Origin of the sequence: Pseudomonas sp. JAI120 (assembly GCF_014207255.1) — a bacterium.
Taxonomy (GTDB): Bacteria; Pseudomonadota; Gammaproteobacteria; order Pseudomonadales; family Pseudomonadaceae; genus Aquipseudomonas.
This window is the reverse complement of the sequence record NZ_JACHCZ010000001.1, coordinates 1,736,830-1,756,656: the sequence shown is the minus strand read 5'-3', so window position 1 is coordinate 1,756,656 and position 19,827 is coordinate 1,736,830. Positions and strand designations below refer to the sequence as shown.

At 61.0% G+C, this 19,827-nt stretch carries 16 protein-coding genes; 5 read left to right on the top strand and 11 right to left on the bottom strand.

What is annotated here, in order from left to right; all coding sequences use genetic code 11:
- Positions 1–25: 25 nt before the first annotated feature.
- Positions 26–1,174, top strand: a complete 1,149-nt coding sequence (locus tag HDC32_RS08310) for a patatin-like phospholipase family protein (protein WP_184743495.1) — start codon at positions 26–28, stop codon at positions 1,172–1,174.
- A 108-nt stretch (positions 1,175–1,282) separates the two neighbouring features.
- On the opposite strand, the gene HDC32_RS08305 is transcribed toward HDC32_RS08310, so the two are convergent.
- From HDC32_RS08305 to puuE, 7 genes are all read right to left on the bottom strand, one after another.
- Positions 1,283–2,068, bottom strand: coding sequence for an outer membrane protein OmpK (locus HDC32_RS08305; RefSeq protein WP_090407057.1), 786 nt, complete (start codon positions 2,066–2,068; stop codon positions 1,283–1,285).
- 231 nt (positions 2,069–2,299) lie between these two features.
- Positions 2,300–3,649: a nucleobase:cation symporter-2 family protein gene (locus HDC32_RS08300; RefSeq protein ID WP_131700358.1), complete on the bottom strand. Its 1,350-nt coding sequence runs from the start codon at positions 3,647–3,649 to the stop codon at positions 2,300–2,302.
- Positions 3,650–3,823: 174 nt separating this feature from the next.
- A complete protein-coding gene (locus tag HDC32_RS08295; RefSeq protein WP_053129242.1) occupies positions 3,824–5,113 on the bottom strand; it encodes a urate hydroxylase PuuD in 1,290 nt (429 codons plus the stop codon).
- 51 nt (positions 5,114–5,164) lie between these two features.
- On the bottom strand, positions 5,165–5,668 hold the full coding sequence (locus HDC32_RS08290) for an ureidoglycolate lyase (protein ID WP_027603915.1): 504 nt from the start codon (positions 5,666–5,668) through the stop codon (positions 5,165–5,167).
- Between the two features lie 85 nt (positions 5,669–5,753).
- Complete coding sequence (gene alc, locus HDC32_RS08285) at positions 5,754–6,749, bottom strand: allantoicase (RefSeq protein ID WP_092486418.1); 996 nt, start codon at positions 6,747–6,749, stop codon at positions 5,754–5,756.
- Between the two features lie 41 nt (positions 6,750–6,790).
- Positions 6,791–7,306, bottom strand: coding sequence for a 2-oxo-4-hydroxy-4-carboxy-5-ureidoimidazoline decarboxylase (gene uraD / locus HDC32_RS08280; protein ID WP_131700360.1), 516 nt, complete (start codon positions 7,304–7,306; stop codon positions 6,791–6,793).
- Complete coding sequence (gene puuE / locus HDC32_RS08275; RefSeq protein ID WP_131700361.1) at positions 7,303–8,229, bottom strand: allantoinase PuuE; 927 nt, start codon at positions 8,227–8,229, stop codon at positions 7,303–7,305. The genes uraD and puuE overlap by 4 nt, the downstream gene beginning before the upstream one ends.
- Before the next feature lie 380 nt (positions 8,230–8,609).
- Here puuE and uraH point away from each other — a divergent pair, with 380 nt between their 5' ends.
- On the top strand, positions 8,610–8,963 hold the full coding sequence (gene uraH, locus HDC32_RS08270) for a hydroxyisourate hydrolase (RefSeq protein ID WP_131700362.1): 354 nt from the start codon (positions 8,610–8,612) through the stop codon (positions 8,961–8,963).
- Between the two features lie 156 nt (positions 8,964–9,119).
- Positions 9,120–14,336 (top strand): dermonecrotic toxin domain-containing protein, encoded by a 5,217-nt coding sequence (locus HDC32_RS08265; protein WP_184743492.1) that lies wholly within the window; start codon positions 9,120–9,122, stop codon positions 14,334–14,336.
- Here the strand turns inward: HDC32_RS08265 and HDC32_RS08260 are convergent.
- The 3 genes from HDC32_RS08260 to HDC32_RS08250 all read right to left on the bottom strand — a co-directional run bounded on the left by HDC32_RS08260 (position 14,317) and on the right by HDC32_RS08250 (position 16,944).
- Positions 14,317–14,958, bottom strand: coding sequence for a LysE family translocator (locus HDC32_RS08260; protein WP_131700364.1), 642 nt, complete (start codon positions 14,956–14,958; stop codon positions 14,317–14,319). The genes HDC32_RS08265 and HDC32_RS08260 overlap by 20 nt on opposite strands.
- A 14-nt stretch (positions 14,959–14,972) precedes the next feature.
- Entirely contained in the window at positions 14,973–16,319 is a 1,347-nt protein-coding gene (locus HDC32_RS08255) for an NCS2 family permease (protein WP_184743489.1), read from the bottom strand.
- Between the two features lie 190 nt (positions 16,320–16,509).
- A complete protein-coding gene (locus HDC32_RS08250; protein WP_145336495.1) occupies positions 16,510–16,944 on the bottom strand; it encodes a MarR family winged helix-turn-helix transcriptional regulator in 435 nt (144 codons plus the stop codon).
- Positions 16,945–17,025: 81 nt separating this feature from the next.
- Between HDC32_RS08250 and HDC32_RS08245 the strand changes: the two genes are divergently transcribed.
- Both HDC32_RS08245 and HDC32_RS08240 read left to right on the top strand, forming a co-directional pair.
- A complete protein-coding gene (locus HDC32_RS08245; RefSeq protein ID WP_184743487.1) occupies positions 17,026–18,192 on the top strand; it encodes a PLP-dependent aminotransferase family protein in 1,167 nt (388 codons plus the stop codon).
- Between the two features lie 10 nt (positions 18,193–18,202).
- Complete coding sequence (locus HDC32_RS08240) at positions 18,203–18,805, top strand: glutathione S-transferase family protein (RefSeq protein ID WP_131700368.1); 603 nt, start codon at positions 18,203–18,205, stop codon at positions 18,803–18,805.
- A gap of 60 nt (positions 18,806–18,865) precedes the next feature.
- Here the strand turns inward: HDC32_RS08240 and HDC32_RS08235 are convergent, their stop codons facing one another.
- Entirely contained in the window at positions 18,866–19,762 is an 897-nt protein-coding gene (locus HDC32_RS08235; RefSeq protein ID WP_131700369.1) for a LysR family transcriptional regulator, read from the bottom strand.
- Positions 19,763–19,827: the final 65 nt, after the last annotated feature.

Below are 19,827 nucleotides of genomic sequence, written 5' to 3'. Positions count from 1 at the left end.
ACTTTTTCCCATACGGAGTGACGCAATGCGCCCAGCTGAACCGGTTACAGGCTTGATTCTCTCCGGCGGCGGGGCGCGAGCGGCGTATCAGGTGGGGGTGTTGGCGGCGATTGCCGAGCTGTTGCCGCCGGGAGCAGCCAATCCCTTTCCGGTGATCGTCGGCACCTCGGCCGGCGCGATCAATGCGGTGACCCTGGCCAGCGGCGCCATGGACTTCACCGCCGCTATCGGGCGCCTTACGGCCTTCTGGCAGGGCTTTCGCAGCCACCTGGTGCTGCGCAGTGACTGGCCTGGGGTGATCCGCCAGGCGAGTCGCTTCCTCATCCACAGCCTGCTGGGCATCGGCGCCCAGGTACCGGTGGCGTTGCTCAACAGCTCACCGTTGCGCGACCTGCTGCACGAGCGGTTGAACCTGGATGGCATCGACGAGGCTATCCGCCACAAGCATTTGCACGCCGTGGCGGTGACGGCCTTCGGCTATGAGTCCGGGCAGGCGGTTACCTTCTATCAGGGTGGCGGCACCATCGATGCCTGGCTGCGCCATCGACGTATCGGCGTGCCGACGCAACTGACGGTTGATCACCTGCTGGCCAGTTCGGCGATCCCCTTGCTGTTTGCCCCGGTGAAACTCGACCAGGAATATTTCGGCGACGGCGCGGTGCGCCAATCCGCCCCCATCAGTCCGGCGCTGCACCTGGGGGCGACCCGTGTGCTGGTGGTGGGCGTCAGCGGCAACCCACGGGGCAATGAGCCGGCGGTGCAACGTACCTACACCGGCCAGGAGCCGACCCTGGCACAAATCGGTGGGCATATGCTCAACAGCACGTTCATCGACAGCCTGGAAAGCGATATCGAACTGCTGGAGCGTCTGAACCAGTTCAGTCATCACCAGCCCGCCGACAGCGCGGCCCGTGGCCTGGCACCGGTGGAAGTGCTGGTGATTGCGCCAAGCCAGCCGATCGATGAAATCGCGGCAAGACATCGGCAGGAATTGCCGGCGGCGTTGCGGTTGTTCTTGCGTGGGCCGGGGGCGACCAAGACGAGCGGGGCGGGGGTGCTGAGTTACTTGCTGTTCGAGGCGGGGTATTGCAGCGAGTTGATTGAGTTGGGCAGGAAAGATGCGCTGGCCAAGCGCGAAGAGATCATGCGGTTTCTGCGCCTGCCGCCTATCTGAATGTGGGAGGGGCTTGCTCCCGATAGCAGTGTGTCAGTCAACAAATATAGTGACTGACACTTCGCTATCGGGAGCAAGCCCCCTCCCACGTTTGTCTTGCATTGGCTTTTAGAAGTGGTACTTGACCAGGAAGCTCGCCGTGTCCTGGTTCGTCTTGAACGCGCCCGAATCCTCGATCCCGTACTTGTTCTTCCAGTAGTCGTATTCAAAACCTACATACAACTGCTTGTCGCCCCAATGCAGCGCCTTGCCCAAGTCGTATTTGACCTGTGGGTTGAAGTGCAGGTTGGCGTGGTAAGTGCCACGGGCGTTCTTGTCGTTGTCCACCACCCAATCCATAAAGCCGTCGATCAGGATGTCGGAGTTGCCCACGGGGAGGGTGTACGCCCATACCGGGGTGATCTGCCACACACCGTCACCCGGGCGATTGCCTTCGGTCTGGCGCTGGTAGAAGTTCAACTGGAAGTAGTCGAAGCCAGGGACGTTCAGGTCAAAGCCAGGGCCGAGCAGGTACGACTCGTTGTCGCCTTCGCCGAACTCATACGTGAAGGCCAGCAACACATCCTTGATCGGGCCGAAGGACAGGTCCTGGTCGAAAATCTTACCGAACGACAGTCGCGGGCTGATCTCACCGTAATATGTGCTTGGGCCGACGTTGCCGTCTTCCTTGCCGTTGTAAAAGATGCGGTCGACGAAGACGAAGTTGTCGCCGTACTTCCAGGCATCGGCATGTTCGAACGTGACGGTTTGCTGGATCTGTGGGTTGACGGTAAAGCTCTTGCCCCACAGATACGTCAGGCTGTTGTTCTGCCACTGCAACAAGTCACCGGCCACGGCCTGGCCGCCGGCCAGCAGGGATCCCGCCAGCATCAGGCCTTTGAACATAGGTTTCATTCGGTTGCTCCCGAGTTAAAGTTTTATGGTTTTTCTTCTGCACAGGCGCTCTGGTGTGGCGCCTTTGGGTGGTTATAAAAGTGGTCTGAATGGTCAGCTTTATTGCTACAGCAAGACCCGCGCCAAGGCGGCAAACAACCGTCAATTCAAGCGGGCGCGGAGAATACTGGCTCCCACGTCAGGGCTCAAGTGCGCCGTTACAGCGCGCACAGGGCGACAATGGGGCATGCCTCAGGTGTGGGCGGGGTCGACTACGGGGCGCTCAGCGCCGCCGAGAATATTGAACAGGATATTCAGCGATAGCGCGCTGAGGGTGGCCATGGCAATCCCGCTGTGGGTAATCGGGCTCATCCACAGTGGCAACTGTGCGAAGAACTCCGGGCGCACCACCGGGATCAGGCCCATGCCGATGCTCACCGCCACCAGCAACTGGTTGCGACGGTCGGCGATGTCTGCCTCCTGGAGAATCTTGATACCGGTGGCCGCCACCATGCCGAACATGGCAATCGCCGCACCGCCGAGCACCGCAGGTGGAATCGACGCCACCAGGTACGCGGCCTTGGGCAGCAGGCTGAGCACGATCAGGAAGGCACCGGCCATGATCGTCACCGAGCGGCAGCGCACGCCGGTCATTTGCACCAGGCCGATGTTCTGCGCGAAGGAGGAGTGAGTGAAGGTGTTGAAGAACCCGGCGAAGAACGACGCACCGGCATCACACAGCAAGCCACGGCGCAGCATTTTCGGCGTGACGTCCTGGCCGGTGATCTTGCCCAGCGCCAGGAACATCCCGGTGGATTCGACAAAGATGATCACCACCACCAGGCACATCGACAGGATCGGCGCCAACTCGAACTTCGGCATGCCGAAGTGCAGCGGCGTCACCACTTGCACCCACGGCGCGTGGGCCAGGCCGCTGAGGTCGACCATGCCGATGGCCCCGCACAAGGCGTAACCCAGGCCCATGCCGATCAGCACCGAGATATTCACCCAGAAGCCGCGCATGAAGCGGTTGATCAGCAGAATGGTGGCCAGTACCAGGGCGGCAATCGCCAGGTAAATCGGTGAGCCGAAGGTGGCGGCTGCGCTGCCGCCACCGGCCCAGTTCACGGCCACAGGGAACAGCGACAGGCCGATGGCGGTGATCACGGTGCCGGTCACCAGCGGCGGAAAAAAGCGCACGATCCTGGACATGAACGGCGCGATCAGCATGCCGAAGAACCCGGCGGCGATGGTGGCGCCGAAGATGCCCTGCAAGCCGATACCGGGCATACCGGCCATGGCGACCATGCTGCCGACGGCGGCGAAACTGGCGCCCATCATCACCGGCATGCGGATGCCCACCGGGCCGATGCCGAACGACTGCGCCAGGGTGGCGATGCCGGCTACCAGCAGGTCGGCGTTGATCAGAAAGGCGATTTCTTCACGGCTCAGACCGGCGGCCTGGCCAATGATCAGGGGGACGGCGACGGCGCCGCCGTACATCAGCAAGACGTGTTGCAGGCCTACCAGAATCAGTTGCAAGAGGGGCAGCCGCACCATGGCGGGCGCGGCAGGAATCTGCGGGTCGACTAACTCGGTCATGCAACACCTCGGATCTTTTTATTGTTGTGTTGTGTGGAACGCAATCTCTAAATCACTGCAGTCCCCTGTGGGAGGGGGCTTGCTCCCGATTGCGGTGGTTCAGTCACTGATGTTTTAAATGACACACCGCTATCGGGGGCAAGCCCCCTCCCACATTGGAACTATGTGAATCTGTTAGTTGGTACGCGCCCCCTGGTTGATCCAGGTGCCAATCAAATCCCGCTCCTGCTGGGTCATCTGGGTGATGTTGCCCAACGGCATGATCTGGCTGGCCACCGCCTGCGCCTGGATACGCGCCGCCTGTTGCTGGATCTGCGCCGGAGTGTCGAACATCACCCCGGCCGGCGCGGTGCTGAACAGCGGGCTGGTGGGCTTGGCCGAATGGCACACGGCGCAGCGTTCCTGGATCACCCCGTGGACCTTGTCGAAATCAATCGTCGCCTGGGCGGGCGCAGGTGCGGCAGCAGGTTCGGTCGCCGCAGGCGCGGCAGGTTTCAAGCCGCCGCCCAATGCGGTTTCCGGCAACGGTTGGTACTCGATGGCCGCAGGTGCCTTGGCAATCGGTTCGGCCGGCTTGGGCCCGGTCACATACGCCAGGCAAATCATGGCCAACGCACCCACCGGCAAGGTCCACGCATACTTCTGGCTGTTATGCCGAGTGTTGAAGTAGTGCCGCACCAACACCGCCGCCACCGCGATACCCGCCAGGATCAGCCAGTTGTATTGGCTGCCGTAGGTGCTCGGGAAGTGGTTGCTGATCATGATGAACAGCACCGGCAGGGTGAAGTAATTGTTGTGCCGTGAACGCAGCAGACCCTTGGCCGGCAGGGCCGGATCGGGTGTGCGGTTCTCGGCGATCGCCGCCACCAATGCGCGCTGCGCCGGCATGATGATGCGGAACACGTTACCGACCATGATGGTGCCGATCACCGCACCCACGTGCAGGTACGCACCACGACCGCTGAACACTTTGCTGAAACCGTACGCGGCGGCAATCAACAGCACGAACAGGATCAAGCCGAGCAGGGCAGGGCGTTTGCCCAGGGCCGAGTCGCAGAGGAAGGAGTAGATGAACCAGCCGGCGAACAGTGAGCCGATGCCCAGCAATACGCCTTCGCTGCCACTGAGGCTGCTGCCGGGGGCGAGCAGGTACAGCGTCGGGTTGAGGTAGAACACCACGCACAGCAGCGCGACGCCCGACATCCAGGTGAAATAGGCCTCCCATTTGAACCAGTGCAGGTTGTCCGGCATGGTCGGCGGGGCCAGTTTGTATTTTTCCAGGTGGTAGATACCGCCACCGTGGATCGCCCACAAGTCACCGGACAGGCCGTCCTTGGGGTTGACACGGTTGAGGTTGTTTTCCAGCCAGACGAAGTAGAACGAAGCGCCGATCCAGGCGACGCCAGTGATCATGTGAACCCAGCGCACGCTGAGGTTCAGCCATTCCAACAGATGTGCTTCCACAGTCTTTACCTCTCGCCTGTCACCCTTGTTGTCGGGTGATCCGGCCTTCTCTTATTGGTGGGGGGCGAGGATCAACCGCTCATCCTCTTTGAAAAAATGCTCATCGCAGTTATTGCCTGTGCCACTGCGATCAACCACCAGGAAGTCATCCCGCTTTTCGATCGTCAGCACCGGGTGGTGCCAGACGCCGCGATGGTAATTAATGCCCTGCCTGCCGTTGGTGACGAAGGCGCGGACCAAGCCTGATACAGGTGCATCGCCAAGTGGCGCGACCACGATCAGAAAGGGGTTGCCGAGCAGCGGAATGAAGGCCTGGCTGCCCAGCGGGTGTCTCTCCAGCATGCACACGGTCAGCGGCATATCCAGCGCGTCGGCGCGGAAGATGCTGATGATCGCGTTGTCTTCAGGCTGTGCGGTTTCTACCGTTGCCAGCTTGTGAAAGCGCATGGTCGACCCGTTGTTGATCATGAAGTGATCGCTGCCGTCGGTTTCGATAACGTCTCCGAAAGGGGCGAAGGCTTCTTTGGTCAAGGGTTCGATCATCAGTGTGCGCATGGCTGTCTCTTATCCGAATTCTGTGTTGTGTCATTCAGTTCCTGTGGCGAGCGGGGCAAGCCCGCTCGCCACAGGGATTCACTGCTTACTTCGAAACTTTACCCAGTACACGCAGGCGGCTCACACCGCCATCCGGGAACACGTTCAAGCGGATGTGGGTAATCGGGCCCAGTGCCTTGATCTGCTCGGCGAAGGTGTGTTCGGCGTGCATCTCGAGTTTCTGTGCCGGCAGCAGTTCGCGCCAGAACAGCGATTGGGTTTCGATCTGGCTGTCGGTGCCGCCCTTCACGAAGGCGCCCTGGATCGAGCAGGTGTCCGGGTAGTTGCCCTTGAAGTGCAGGGTGTCGACGATGATTTTCTCGATTTCGCCGGGGTGGCCCAGGGCGACGATCACCCAGTCATTGCCTGGCGTGCGACGACGGGCGGTTTCCCAGCCATCACCCATGTTGACGCCACGGCCGGGGTTGAGAATGTTGCTCATGCGCCCGAAGTGCTCGTCGGAACACGCCAGTGCGCGGCCACCGTTCAGTGCTGCCGCCAGGTCGATCTGTTCGTTGTCGCCCACTGCCGACCAGTCGCGGAACGGCACGCCGTACACACGCAGACGGGCCACGCCGCCATCCGGGTAGATGTTGAAACGCAGGTGGCTGAACGCCTGGTCGTTGCTGATCTCGTGGTAGTGGTGGCTGTTGCCTTGCAACTCGACGGCCGACAGGACTTCTACCCACTGGGTATTGTCGTCAGGCTCGCCCGAGGCCAGGAAGCAGGCTTCCAGGGAGGCCGACGGCGGGTAGTTGCCGGTGAAGAATGAAGTGTCGATGTCCACGCCCTTGATCGAGCCCGGTACGCCCAGTCGGATCACTGCGCTGTCGTAGCCTTCGAAGCGCTTGCGGCGTGACTCCCAGCCGTCCATCCACTTGCCGTTGTCATCGAAAACGCCCTCCTTCCACACGGCCGGGGTCGGCTGGAACAGGCGGTTGGCGTCGGCGAACCAGTCATCCGTCACGGAGATGATCTTGGTGCCCAGGCGGGCGTCGGCCAGGTTGACGAACTTCTCGAAGGGTACGGCGTAAGCTTTCATTCTTCTTGTCTGCCTTAAATAGAGTGGCTGGGGATGGTCGTTTAGAGGGTCAGTAAACGGAACAACGCGATCTTGTTGATCTCGGCCAGTGCGCAGTTGAACTCAGCGTCTACCGAGTTGTGAATGCGCGTTTCGAATGCGGCCAGGATCTGATGCCGGTTGCTGCCTTTTACCGCCATGATGAAGGGAAACTTGAACTTGGCCTTGTAGGCATCGTTCAGCTCGGTGAAGCGTGAGAACTCTTCGGCCGTGCAGTGGTGAATCCCCGCGCCAGCTTGCTCATCGGTGCTGGCTTGGGTGAGTTGGCCCTGGACGGCAGCTTTGCCGGCCAGGTCCGGGTGAGCGTTGATCAACGCCAACTGACTGGTGTGATCCGCGCTCAACAAGATGTCGCTCATGCGCTGGTGCAGGGTTTCGATCTGGTCGATCGAGGCGTCCTGGCCCAGGTCATAAGCCTTTTCGGCCACCCACGGCGAATGTTCGTAGATGTCGGCGAAGGCGTTGACGAAGGCGTCGCGGCTCAAGGTCGAGGGTTTCAGGGTCTGGAAGGTGCTCATTTGGCCGCTCCCTGAAAAGGGTGTACGTCATGCCAGTGGCGGGCGATGTCGACGCGGCGGGTGAACCACACCTGTTCGTGGCCTTTGGCGTATTCGATAAAGCGCTTCAACGCGGCCAGGCGCGCCGGGCGGCCGATCAGGCGGCAGTGCAGGCCGATGGACAACATTTTCGGTGCCTCGCTGCCTTCGGCATACAGCACGTCGAAAGCGTCCTTGAGGTACTCGAAAAAGTCATCGCCCTTGTTGAAGCCCTGCACCTGGGTGAAGCGCATATCGTTGGTGTCCAGGGTGTAGGGGATCACCAGGTGCGGCTTGCCGTTGGGCGTGTTGGGTTCCCAGTAGGGCAGGTCGTCGTCGTAGGTATCGCAGTCGTAGAGGAAGCCGCCTTCCTCCATTACCAGCCGCCGCGTGTTGGGGCCGGTGCGCCCGGTGTACCAGCCCAACGGGCGTTCGCCGGTCAGTTCGGTGAGGATGCGGATGGCTTCGAGCATATGCTCGCGCTCCTGGGCCTCGTCCATGTATTGGTAGTCGATCCAACGGTAGCCGTGGCTGCAGATCTCGTGGCCGGCTTCAACCATGGCGCGGATCACATCCGGATGGCGCTGGGCCGCCATGGCCACGGCGAAGATGGTCAGCGGAATGTCGAATTCCTTGAACAACTTGAGGATGCGCCACACGCCGGCACGGCTGCCGTATTCGTACAGCGACTCCATGCTCATGTTGCGCTCGCCTTGCAGCGGCTGGGCCGAGACCATTTCCGAGAGGAAGGCTTCGGACTCTTTGTCGCCATGCAAAATGTTGCGTTCGCCGCCTTCTTCGTAGTTGAGTACGAAAGACAGCGCAATGCGTGCGTTGCCCGGCCAGTGGGGGTGAGGAGGGTTACTGCCGTAACCGATCAGGTCGCGTGGGTAGTCAGCGCTCACTGCAGTCTTCCTTCTTGTTCGTGGTAGCAAGTGTGTGGCGGCCAGCGGAAAGACTGGGTGGCGTCACAGCGATGGGCTGATTGTATACAACTTAATGCTCACTTTGTAAGTCTGCATTTCCGCATTTTTTCCAGGTGCTTGGCTCAATTTAGTACTGCAAGAAACTTGCCCAGTTGGTCAGCAAACGGACAAAAGGTCTTTAAAAAGCAAGGCTTGCTGGGAAATCGCGTAGAGGATCGAGCCGCCGCAGGGTGTGCAAAACTTTGTGATTTTTATTGTGTACAATTTTTGTTAAAAGTGTCTTAATCGATGCGTCAACGGCTTTTTCATGCCCCGTATAGGTGCAGCCTATTTCACTTCATGCAAGGGAGCCCCGCCCCATGGGACGACTGACCACACACGTGCTGGACGCCGCCCACGGCTGCCCCGGCAGCGCCATCCAGGTTGAGCTGTACCGCGTCGAAGGCGCGCAGTTGGAGCTTGTGAGTACCGCCGTGACCAACAGCGACGGGCGCTGTGACGCGCCGCTGTTGCAAGGCGAAGCGTACCGCAGTGGCGTGTACCAATTGCAATTCAGCGCCGGTGACTACTATCGCGCCCGTGGCGTGCAATTGCCGGAGCCGGCCTTCCTCGACGTCGTGGTGCTGCGCTTTGGCATCAGCGCCGAGCAGGATCACTACCACGTGCCCCTGCTGATTTCGCCTTACAGCTACTCCACCTATCGCGGTAGCTGAGTCGTCACCTCGCTTCACACCCCCAAAGCTCTTCGTTGGTTTTTCGCCCGCCCACACTGCGGGCTTTTTTTTGCATGTCAGAGCGTTCAATTATCTAGCGCCTCCTGAGGGAATGGGCTGCATAGGCTAGGTGTTTTCCACGATGAAGATACCGCCGTGACCTCACCTGACGATTCCGATGTACCTGACAACGATGCGTTGCAGGCCATGCGTACCGAACTGACACGGCGGATCAACGCCAGTCCTCATCCCAGCCTCTTGATCAATCGGCTCGTCGGCGTCGACCTGCGTTGTGCCGAATCGGCGAAATGCCAGGCGCGACTGATCCTTAGAGCCCCCAGGGTGCTGCGAGTAATCCGCGCCGAGTTGCGCCAGGCCTTTGATCTGGACCCCGATACCCTGCTGTTTACCGAACCCAAGCCGCCGGCCGCGGCACAAAAGATCGACAGTTTGACCGACCGGGCGTTACGGCTGCTGGTCTTGCCGTCGGTGCCGATCAACCTCAATCAGTTTACGGTCGTCAGCCTCAAGGCCGACCCGTCCCGCCGTTTGCCGTTTTCCCCCCTGGAGGCGTTGCGGCGTGTCATTGGGCTGAATCTGCTGGCTCGGCTTACCCACGTGCAGGGCGCGTATTGGCAGGCATTGGAGCCGGGTTCCTGGCTGACCCGCAAAGAGCGCTGGGTTGAACTGCACAAGCAGCTGTTCGCCGACCAGGCCTTTGTGGCGCGGCACTTGAACGAGCTGTCGAACGCCGGGGCGCTAATGGTCCAGGCGGTGGTGGACGCGCCGACGGTCGAGGCCCGCCAGCGCGCGGGCGGGCCGTTGGCCAGCGTCCAGGCGTGTGAGCTGATGTGGCCCGGCATGGGGCCACGGCTGATGCCGATTCCCGGAGCGCTGCATATTTATCGTGAGGGCGACCCGACGGAGGCGCCCCATGTGATGTATCTCCCGGGCGCAAATCGCACGTTCTACGAGTACCCATCCTTTGCTCGCATGCAGTGTGGCCTGTTGGCGCTGATCAATGGCGCGCTGTTCGACGATCTCTGGCAGTGCCTGCCACTGCGGCGTCGGCACGAGGTGTGCGGGCCCGCCGCTGTCCTCGCGGCTGCTCGCGGCTTGGCGTTGCGCGGCGATGCGTTGACGTTCAGCGCGCAGGCAGTGCTGGAGGGGCAATGGGAAAATGAGTTGGCCTGTGCGGTGTCTGTTAACCTCGCGCAGGTGTTTTCCAGCGGGCACCTGCCACCGACGATCAGCGCAGCCCCTTTCCTCACCTACATAGAACGCGGCAGGCAACACTGGGTGGGCAAGGCTCGCCTGGGAAATATTCGCCGTGAGTTGCAGGGCTGGGATGTGCATCGGCGGCGTGAGGAAATCACTTTCGCCAGTACCGCACCCACGTTGGCGGTGAACACCGTACTGCAACAGCTCAAGCGTTATGAACAAGGCCTGATGTCGCTGCTCGACCCGCAGGATCCTTTGGACGACCCGCAGGCCTTTCGAGACTTCGTGGCGCTTGAGGCGCAGTGCAAGGGGCCGGCGGACTCACTGCGCGCGCTGTTGAAGAATGCGCAGTTGCAACTGTTCCAGGCGGCCTTCTGGAAAGCGCGTCCCGACGGAAAACAGAGACGCCTGGGCACGGTTATCCGCGCGTGGACTGACACGCTGCGTTGCGCGATCCAGTTACAGCACCGACTCGGGTTGATTGGCATCGACGCTCTGAATCTGCTCGTCGAGGTGCTGGACAAGCCGCTGGCCAGCAGGCGCCAGGGCAGTGACTGCCGCGTGCTTGGCGTGCGGTTGGGCAATGGGACTGACGCCACGTACCCGCTGCACAGCGTGTTTGCGGTCACCCGGGCAGCGGCGGTCCGTGATCACGGGCAGCGGGCTCCTGTGGTGCTCTGCGCTTTCGGACGGGAGGGCGGCGTGGCCACCTTTAGCCGCTTGGGGGCGTTATCCCGCAGCATCAAGGCCAGTCTCGGCAGTCGGGATGGGTCGATGTTATGGCGCTATGTCGATCGGCCGGATCGCAACGCGGTGCGTGAGCATGTCGGCCGTCAAACCTTGGTGGTGGGGTACGACCCCATCGAGGGCAACCCCGTACTGCTTGCGCTCAAAAGGCTGGTCAAGGGGTATGTCAGCCTGCAACGCGGTATCAATGACCTCGCGAGTATTTTCAGTGAAACCCAGGATGCCCAACTGAGCCGCCTGTTGTTGGCGGTCGAGTTGGAGGAGGGCCTCAGCGCACCCGTCAACGCTGCGCTGATTCAAGCACGGGCGCATTTCGACCTGGTACGTAAAGCCGCAGGTGCGAGAAAAAAGTTGCCGCTGTGGCTGGCCAAGGCGGCAGTGGCCCAACGTAACCGCTTCAAACATTTGCAGAGCCGCTACCTGGGCAATACGTGGGCTTTTGAAGAGGGCCTTAGGCGGCGTTTGCCTGATCTGCAAACCTTTGCCCGCAGTGCCTTGGTCGCCCGCCTGCGCGAGGATGGCCTGTATCCGAAACTGGACATCGACACCCCCTTTATCGAGCTGCCGGACCAGGTCGATGGACGGTTCTGCGGATGGGATAGCGCCTGTCCGGTGGGGGACCGCAACGAGATCCTGACCCCCAGCACGCAGCGCAGATCCTTCAGCCTGCTGCAATTGGTGCTGCATAACCTGGACCCACAAATGATGCCCACCTGGTGGCGTTTCCGCTACGGGCGCTATCTGCAGGCGGCCTGGAAACAGCTGCTGGGCACACATTATCTGGTCAACATGGTGTCGTCGCTGGATGTAGGAGGCCGCTACGAGGCGCTGATCAACAAGGTGTTTTATCCGCCGCCTGCTGGTGAGTCCAGTGACGGTGACGCGCGTGTCCCGCAATTGCTCCAGCGCGCTTTGCTGACCGGCACCGATGTTCATCTGTATTCGGCGATTCAACAGGGGCTGACAGCGAATGCGCAGAGCCTTTTCAATACCGCGATGGCAGCGGAAACTCCCGAACACCTGCGTAAAAACGGCCATCAATTGCAACTCTACGTGGTTCATCTGGTGGGCCACACCCTGCAGCACGATCGCTACATCGGCGGAATCCTGGTGATCCACGACCTGTCTTCCCTGCTCTGCGTGGTCTACTGGCCGACTGCGCCGGATACCGTCAACCTCACGGAGCATGTCAGCCTGCAGCACGCCAGGGAGTACCTGAACAGCATGGGCGCGCGGCCTGATAATGTCGCGGCACTGGCCCGTCATGTCGCGCCCGGCTGGGCGTTTGAAGCCATTACTCATCATCCCGGCCCACTGGGCGGGGCGCCGGTATCGTTCGGCCTGGCCTTTCTAAACCCTGAATATGCGATGTCGCACGGGGTCTGGCGCGGCGCCGAGTTCGTGCGCTCATTCACCATTAAACACCGGTTGCCCACTGCGCTTGTCGAGGAGATCGAAAAACAGATCCATGAGCAGATTGCCAGCGATTCCCTGAACTGGCTGGCCCTGGTGCCTACCTCACACTGCGATGCCAGGGCCTTGTTGTATCACGCACGGGTACTGGACCTGCACCATCAGGCCCAGGCCAACAGCAATTCCGGCAAGACCCTGGAAAAGTACCGAGAGCTGCGGCTGGAAGAGGAAAAGGATACCCGCCGGCGCGCATTGGTATCTGTTTTTTCCCCCCTGTTCGGGTTGGTTAACCAGTTGTATGAGTTGCTACTGACCTCGCGGCGTTATCACCACAGTGGTGAGGGGCGCGACGCGGTAGATGTGGTTTTCGGCACGCTGTTCTTGAGCATAGAGCTTTTGCTGACCTTCGTTCCCGGCCCCAAACCGAAGCCGGGCGCTGTGGTTCGTCCATGGCGGCGTTCGCTCGATGTCGGCTTGAATCGTATCCACCGCTCGGCGGCCATCCAGCCCGGCCGGGTTTCCCGCCTGCCCAAGTCGCCATCGATGGTCACCCGGCTCAAGCCCGTGGAGGGCTTCAGGGGCCAGGGTGTGCCAGCGGACGCCGTCGCGTTGAGCGGGCTGGGCGAGCAGGGCATTTACGTTGCGCGCGGCGAGCATTTCATTGTCGAAGGTACGCATCACTTCCCGGTATACCGCCGTGGCGATGAGGGGTTCTTTCGCCTGAAGAACAAGACGACACCGGGGGCGGATGAGCTGATTCTGACGATTTATTCCCCCGGTGAATGGCTGCTTGGGGCAGATGCACCCGTGGCTGGACCGAGTTCGGGGGTACTGAGCCCGTTGCGAGCGCTCGCCCAGCCGGCGGACTGGCACCCCCCCATTGCGCGCAATGCGACGGAAAATCGCATTCGCCAGTCATCCGCGCCCGCCAATTATTGGTCCGACTGGCGAATCCAGGTGCCCGAGAATCAATCGTTGGGTAGCTCGGCTTACGGTGTGTTTCATCTTCATCAGGAAGCTCCAGGGTTTCCCTACGATGCCATCTACGTGGGGCCGAGGTATGACACGCCAACGCACTCGGGGATCGGCTATTACCGGTTGCTGCACCAAGGCGAGCATGCGCCGTTGGACAACATCGCGTTTATCGCCAGGAACGAACCGCTGGTTTCAAAGGCTCACGTAGACATCGAGCGTTGGACAGGTACAGCGCTTGGAGAGCAGCCGATTCCGGTCTCGCGCACTTCATCGGGTCAATGGCAGTTGCATGCGCCGCTCTTCGATGGGCCGCTCGAGCCATTGATCGGCAGGGCTTTTCCGACCATGACCAGCAAGAGCCGGGAGTTTGCGCTCGCAAGGGTCATTGAGTTGGCAGACGCTTCTCGCTCGGTAACGGCCAGTCATTTGCTTAACCTGCGTGCAACGCTGGACGACTGGTTGACCCCAAACCCCGTGAGGCTTGGTCAGACGGATGATTTACTGAAGTTGTTGCGGCCCACTGAAAGGAGGGGCGCCAATTTACTTATCGGTTACGAAGGCAAGGCGCCCGGCTTTACCCGTGTCGATTTCAGGCCGGATGTAACGTTGGAGCCGAGGCTCAGAACCGAGAGCAAGCAACTCGCGCCGCAGCGCAGTACCGCGCAGCAGGCGGCAGTCAAGGCCGTGCTGGAAGGGCAGGGCTTCAGTCTTCACGAATGGCAGGTGCGGCGCGGAACGATACGCCCTAATGAATTGATAGCGACTCATCCCCGTTCGAACCATCTGTACTACATGACGTACCAATGGCTTGAGCGAGGGGCCATTCAGTTGAAAACGAAACTCTCGGATAAGTGGCTCAACACGGCAATCCAATCCCATAAGGATTCCGTGCTGGCCGCGACGGTCCAGGGGGCTCTGGATGAACAACGCCTGGTCCGGATCGTCACCGGCGTTCAATGGCCCAGCCTGGGAAACGTGCCGCCCACGGTTTACTTTGTCAAAGTGAACCCGCTCTGACTTTGATCAGCGAGACGACGCCGGCACAGCCGAACAGGGCGGCACTGACACGGTTGAACCAGCTCTGGCCCGAACCGCTGCGCAGGTACCGCGCAGCCCCATGGGCGCCCAGGCCATAGGCCAGCTTGCACAGCAGGTCGAGCAGGGTCCAGGTGGCGATCATGATCAGCAATTGCGGCAGGAAGGGTTGCTGGCTACTGAGGAATTGCGGCAGGAAGGCGGCGAAAAACAGGATGTCCTTGGGATTGCTGGCCCCCAGTACAAAGGCGCGACCGAACAGCGCGCGAAAACGCGGCACCGGGGCCGCTTCCGGAACCTTCGCGCCCTGGGACGGCAGGCGCGATTGCTGCCAGCTCTGCCAGGCGAGGTAGAACAGGTACAGCGCACCGACAATCTTCAACGCGCTGAAGAGTTGTTCCGAAGCGAGCAGCAATGCGCCCAGGCCCAGGGCCGACGCGCTCAGCAGGCAGATCGAGGCGATCACTCCGCCGAGAAACGCCGGGTAGGAGCGGCGCAGGCCGTAGTTCAGGCTGTTGCTGATCATCAGCAACGACAGCGGCCCCGGGATCAGGATCACCACCAGCGCAGCGCCGCTGAACAGCAGCCAGGTTTCCAGACTCATTGCATGCTCCTTTTCTATAGAAAGACGAACTTGGCGATAAAGATCGCGCACAACACCCACAGGCTTACGGAAATCTCGCGGTACTTGCCGGTACCGGCCTTGAGCGCCACATAGGTGATAAAGCCCAGGGCGATACCGTCGGCGACCGAGAAGGTCAGGGGCATCATGATCGCGGTCACGATGGCCGGGATGCTGTCGGTGGCCTCATCCCAATTGATGTGGGCCATGCTCGCCATCATCAGCATCGCCACGTAGATCAGCGCGCCTGCGGTGGCATAGGCCGGAATCATCCCCGCCAGCGGCGCGAAAAACATCGCCGCTACAAACAACACGCCGACCGTTACCGCCGTCAACCCGGTACGGCCCCCGGCGGCAACTCCGGCAGCGCTTTCCACGTAGCTGGTCACCGGCGGCACACCCACCATGGCGCCGAACACACTCGAAGCGCTGTCGGCCTTCAGGGCGCGGGACAGGTTATCGATCTTGCCGTCGGCGTTGACCAACCCGGCGCGTTGCGCAACGCCCATCAGTGTACCCGCAGTATCAAACATGTGCACAAACAGGAAGGCAAATACAACGCTGATCATGCTGACATTGAATACACCTTTTATGTCCATGGCCATCCAGGTCGGCGCCAGGCTCGGTGGCGTGGAGAGAATGCCGTTGTAGTGCACCAGGTCGAGACCCCAGCCGGCCAGGGTCACGGCGATGATGCTGATGAGGATCGCGCCGAACACCCGGTGGTAGCTGAGGATCGCGATCAGCAGGAAACACACCGCCGCCAGCAGCGGCGCCGGCTCGTGCAGCGAACCGAGCTTGATCAGCGTGGCCGGGCTGTCGACGATAATGCCAGCGGTTTTCAGGCCGATCACCCCGAGGAACAACCCGACGCCGGCGCCCATGGCGTGGCGCAGGCTCACCGGAATGCTGTTGAGCAGCCATTCGCGCACCCGGGAGAGCGTCAGGCCCATGAACAGCACCCCGGAAATAAACACCGCACCCAGCGCGGTTTCCCAGTGGTAGCCCATGGTGCCGACCACGGTGTAGGTGAAAAACGCATTCAGCCCCATGCCCGGCGCCAGGCCCACCGGCCAGTTGGCGTACAGGCCCATCAAAAGGCACCCCAGCGCGGCGGCGATGCAGGTGGCGACGAACGCAGCGCCGTGATCGATGCCGGCGTCGGCCATGATATTGGGGTTGACGAAGATGATGTAGGCCATGGTGATGAAGGTGGTGAGGCCGGCGATCAGCTCGGTCTTCACTGTGGTGCCATGCAAGCGCAGTTTGAACAGGCGTTCCAGCAAGCCGTTCTGTGAGGGGGCAAGGTCCAGCGTCGGGGCTTCGGATTTGCGGCTATCCACAGCGAGTACTCCTCAAGCATTTTATTGTTATGTCCAGCGCGGTGCGCTGTGAGGTACCGGCGGGTTTTGTTGACTGATAGGTCAGGAACTCGCACGAAGCGAATTATGCTTTTGTATACAAAGAAAGCAAATAATGTTTTCTATTTTCTGTGTGAAAAGGATGAAAGGCAACGCTCACTCGCCACCGGGATCAAGGCTGGCCTGCAAGTGCCTGATTCACCGCCAGCCAGCCCGTCACCGCTTCTTCCCCAGCTTCGGCGAAGGCGCGCCGCAACAACTTCACCTGTTCACGGCGCAGCGACTGCTCGAAACGCAGGCCTTCCTCGGTCAATTCCAGCAGGCGTTTGCGCTTGTCGGTCTCCGACGCAACGCTGTCCACCAGGTGCATTTCCTGCAATTGGCGTAGCGGCATGTTCAGCGCCTGCTTGCTCACACCGAGCAATTCCAGCAGTTCCTTGACGCTCAACGCCGGGTAGCGCGCGATAAAAAACACGATGCGCTGGTGCACCCGGCTCAGCCCACGGCGCTCGAGCATTTCATCGGCCTTGGCAGTGAACGCCTGGTAACCGAAGAAGAACGCTTCCATGGCTTGTTGCTGGCTGTTTTGGTTTTTAAGGTCAAGCATGTTGACGTATCCACTCAAGCTGACGTAATTTCGGTCAACCAGTTTGACGTATTTCCCACAGGCTTCGCTAGCGGTGACCTTATGGCCTTCTCTGAACGTGTTACGCGCCTCAAAAGCTCCTTGATCCGTGAAATCCTCGCGGCCGCCCAGCGCCCGGAAGTGATGTCGTTTGCCGGTGGCCTGCCGGCCGAAGCCATGCTGCCGGCGCTGGACTGGGATGATATGCCGCTGAATATCGGCCAATACGGCATGAGCGAAGGTGAGCCGCAGTTGCGCGAACTGCTCGCCGCCGAGGCGCGTGCGTTGGGTGTGCCGTGCCAGGCCAGCCAGGTGCTGGTGGTCAGCGGTTCCCAGCAAACCCTGGACCTGGCGGCCAAGCTGTATATCGACAAGGGCACCAAGATCCTGCTGGAAGGCCCGACTTACCTCGCTGCGTTGCAGATCTTCCAGCTGTTCGGCGCCGACTGTCTCACCGTGCAACTGGAAGCCGATGGCCCCAACCTGACCAGCCTGCGCGCCAACCTCGAGCGCCATCGCCCGGCGTTCGTCTATCTGATCCCGACCTTCCAGAACCCCTCGGCCGTGCGCTACAGCGAAGCCAAGCGCGAGGCCGTCGCCGCCTTGCTCGACGAGTTCGGCGTGACCCTGATCGAAGACGAACCCTATCGCGAGCTGACCTTCGACGGCGGCAGTGCGCAGCCCATCGTCGGCCGCTTGAAAAAAGCCAGCTGGATCTACACCGGCACGGTCTCCAAGACCCTGCTGCCCGGCCTGCGCGTGGGCTACCTGATCGCCAGCCCCGACCTGTTCCCGCACTTGCTCAAGCTCAAGCAGTCGGCGGACCTGCACACCAATCGCGTCGGCCAGTGGCAGGCCATGCAGTGGATTGGCACGCAGAAATACCAGCAGCACTTGGTGGAACTGCGCAGTTTCTACCGCGAGCGCCGCGATGCATTCCAGGTTGCGCTGGCGCGTCACTTCGCCGATCTGGCCGACTGGCAAGTGCCCCAGGGTGGATTATTCTTCTGGCTGACCTTGAAACAGCCGCTCGATACCCGCACCTTGTTGGCTCCTGCGCTCGATCAGGACGTCGCGTTCATGCCCGGTGAACCGTTCTTTTCCGAGCCGGACCAGCATTTAGGCTCACTGCGACTCAACTTCAGCCACATCGACCCGGCCCGCCTGGACGAAGGGCTCAAACGCCTGGCCGCAGTGGTCCGTCAAGCACAGCACGCGCAAGCGGCATAAGGGGAGCCCCATGTACAAGGTTTATGGCGATTACAAGTCGGGCAACTGCTACAAGGTCAAATTGATGCTCAACCTGCTGGGCATCCCGTATCAATGGGTGGATATCGACATCCTCAACGGCGATACCGAGACCCCTGAGTTCCTGGCCAAGAACCCCAACGGTAAGATCCCGGTGCTGGAACTGGAAGACGGCACCTGCCTGTGGGAGTCCAACGCGATCCTCAACTTCCTTGCCGATGGCAGCGAGTTCCTGCCTACCGAGCCGCGCCTGCGCACCCAAGTGCTGCAATGGCAGTTCTTCGAGCAGTACAGCCACGAGCCGTACATTGCAGTGGCGCGGTTTATCCAGTTTTACCTGAACATGCCGGAAGATCGCCTGGAGGAATACAAGACCACCCACAAGGGCGGTTACAAGGCCTTGCGGGTGATGGAGCGTCAGTTGCAGGCCACGCCTTACCTGGTGGGCGACCAGTATTCGATTGCCGATATTGCGCTGTATGCCTACACCCATGTGGCCCATGAAGGGGGTTTTGACCTGGCGCCTTACCCCGCGGTGCAGGCGTGGTTGAAGCGCGTGGCCAGCCATCCCAAGCATGTGGCGATGCTCGACTGATCACCGCGGTCAGAAAATGTGGGAGGGCGGTGCGACGATTCGACTTGCCCCCTCCCACATTCAGCTCGATGTCGTGTCAGATAATTCATCATTCAGCAGGTCAAAACAGCGCTGCGCAGCCGGGCTCAGGCCCATGCCGCTGCGACTGATCAACCCGATCTCCCGGTTCACCCCAGGATGGTCAATGTCGATGCGCTTCAACCCCGCCAGGCTGTCCGCCGCCGACTCCGGCAGCACACTGATCCCCAGGCCCTGGCGCACCAACGCCAGCACCGTCGACATGTAGTTGGCCTCCATCCCGGCATTCATCGTCAGCCGCGTTTCGTCAAACAACGCGTCCACCTGCTCGCGCACGCTGCTGTCGCGGCCGGTGAGGATGATCGGTTGGTCCGCCAGTTGCTCCAGGGTCAATTGGCGATGATGGGCGAGGGGGTGATCCAGCGGCACAAATGCACACAGCCGATCATTCAGCACCGGCACGAACTCCAGGCCATGGCTTAGCCGCGCCCGTACGCCAATACCAAAATCCACTTCGCCTGCGCGCACCTGGGCATGAATACGGTGGGCCACCAGGTCCTGCAAACGCACCTCGATCCCGGCAAAACGCTCGCGAAACCGTCGCAGGGCCGGGGGCAGGGCGCCGGCGCAGACCGAAGGCAGGGCCGCGAGGGTGACCACGCCACGGCGCAAGGCCGCGAGGTCGCGGGAGCCGGTGACGATGTTGTCCAGGTCCAGCAGCAGCTTTTCCATCGGCCCGCGCGCGTCCTGGCCGGCAGCGGTGATGCTCACATGCCGGGGGCTGCGGTCGAGCAGGGCGACGCCGAGCCAGTCTTCGAGTTGTTGCACCTGCACGGTGAGTGCCGAAGGCGAAAGATGCAGCTCATGGGCGGCCTTGGTAAAGCTGCCGGTACGGGCCACCGCAAGGAACGCTTGAATATGCTGGATCGAATTTTTCATTGTTGTTTTTCTCGAGCGTTTTGTTTTTACGAATATGACTGGCTGAACATTCCAATTTACAAAGA

What these genes read in the sequence shown, in the direction of transcription:
- HDC32_RS08310 (WP_184743495.1), top strand. Translation starts at nt 26, where the DNA reads ATGCGCCCAGCTGAACCGGTTACAGGCTTGATTCTCTCCGGCGGCGGG.
- HDC32_RS08305 (WP_090407057.1), bottom strand. Translation starts at nt 2,068, where the DNA reads ATGAAACCTATGTTCAAAGGCCTGATGCTGGCGGGATCCCTGCTGGCC.
- HDC32_RS08300 (WP_131700358.1), bottom strand. Translation starts at nt 3,649, where the DNA reads ATGACCGAGTTAGTCGACCCGCAGATTCCTGCCGCGCCCGCCATGGTG.
- HDC32_RS08290 (WP_027603915.1), bottom strand. Translation starts at nt 5,668, where the DNA reads ATGCGCACACTGATGATCGAACCCTTGACCAAAGAAGCCTTCGCCCCT.
- alc (WP_092486418.1), bottom strand. Translation starts at nt 6,749, where the DNA reads ATGAAAGCTTACGCCGTACCCTTCGAGAAGTTCGTCAACCTGGCCGAC.
- uraD (WP_131700360.1), bottom strand. Translation starts at nt 7,306, where the DNA reads ATGAGCACCTTCCAGACCCTGAAACCCTCGACCTTGAGCCGCGACGCC.
- uraH (WP_131700362.1), top strand. Translation starts at nt 8,610, where the DNA reads ATGGGACGACTGACCACACACGTGCTGGACGCCGCCCACGGCTGCCCC.
- HDC32_RS08260 (WP_131700364.1), bottom strand. Translation starts at nt 14,958, where the DNA reads ATGAGTCTGGAAACCTGGCTGCTGTTCAGCGGCGCTGCGCTGGTGGTG.
- HDC32_RS08250 (WP_145336495.1), bottom strand. Translation starts at nt 16,944, where the DNA reads ATGCTTGACCTTAAAAACCAAAACAGCCAGCAACAAGCCATGGAAGCG.
- HDC32_RS08245 (WP_184743487.1), top strand. Translation starts at nt 17,026, where the DNA reads ATGGCCTTCTCTGAACGTGTTACGCGCCTCAAAAGCTCCTTGATCCGT.
- HDC32_RS08240 (WP_131700368.1), top strand. Translation starts at nt 18,203, where the DNA reads ATGTACAAGGTTTATGGCGATTACAAGTCGGGCAACTGCTACAAGGTC.
- HDC32_RS08235 (WP_131700369.1), bottom strand. Translation starts at nt 19,762, where the DNA reads ATGAAAAATTCGATCCAGCATATTCAAGCGTTCCTTGCGGTGGCCCGT.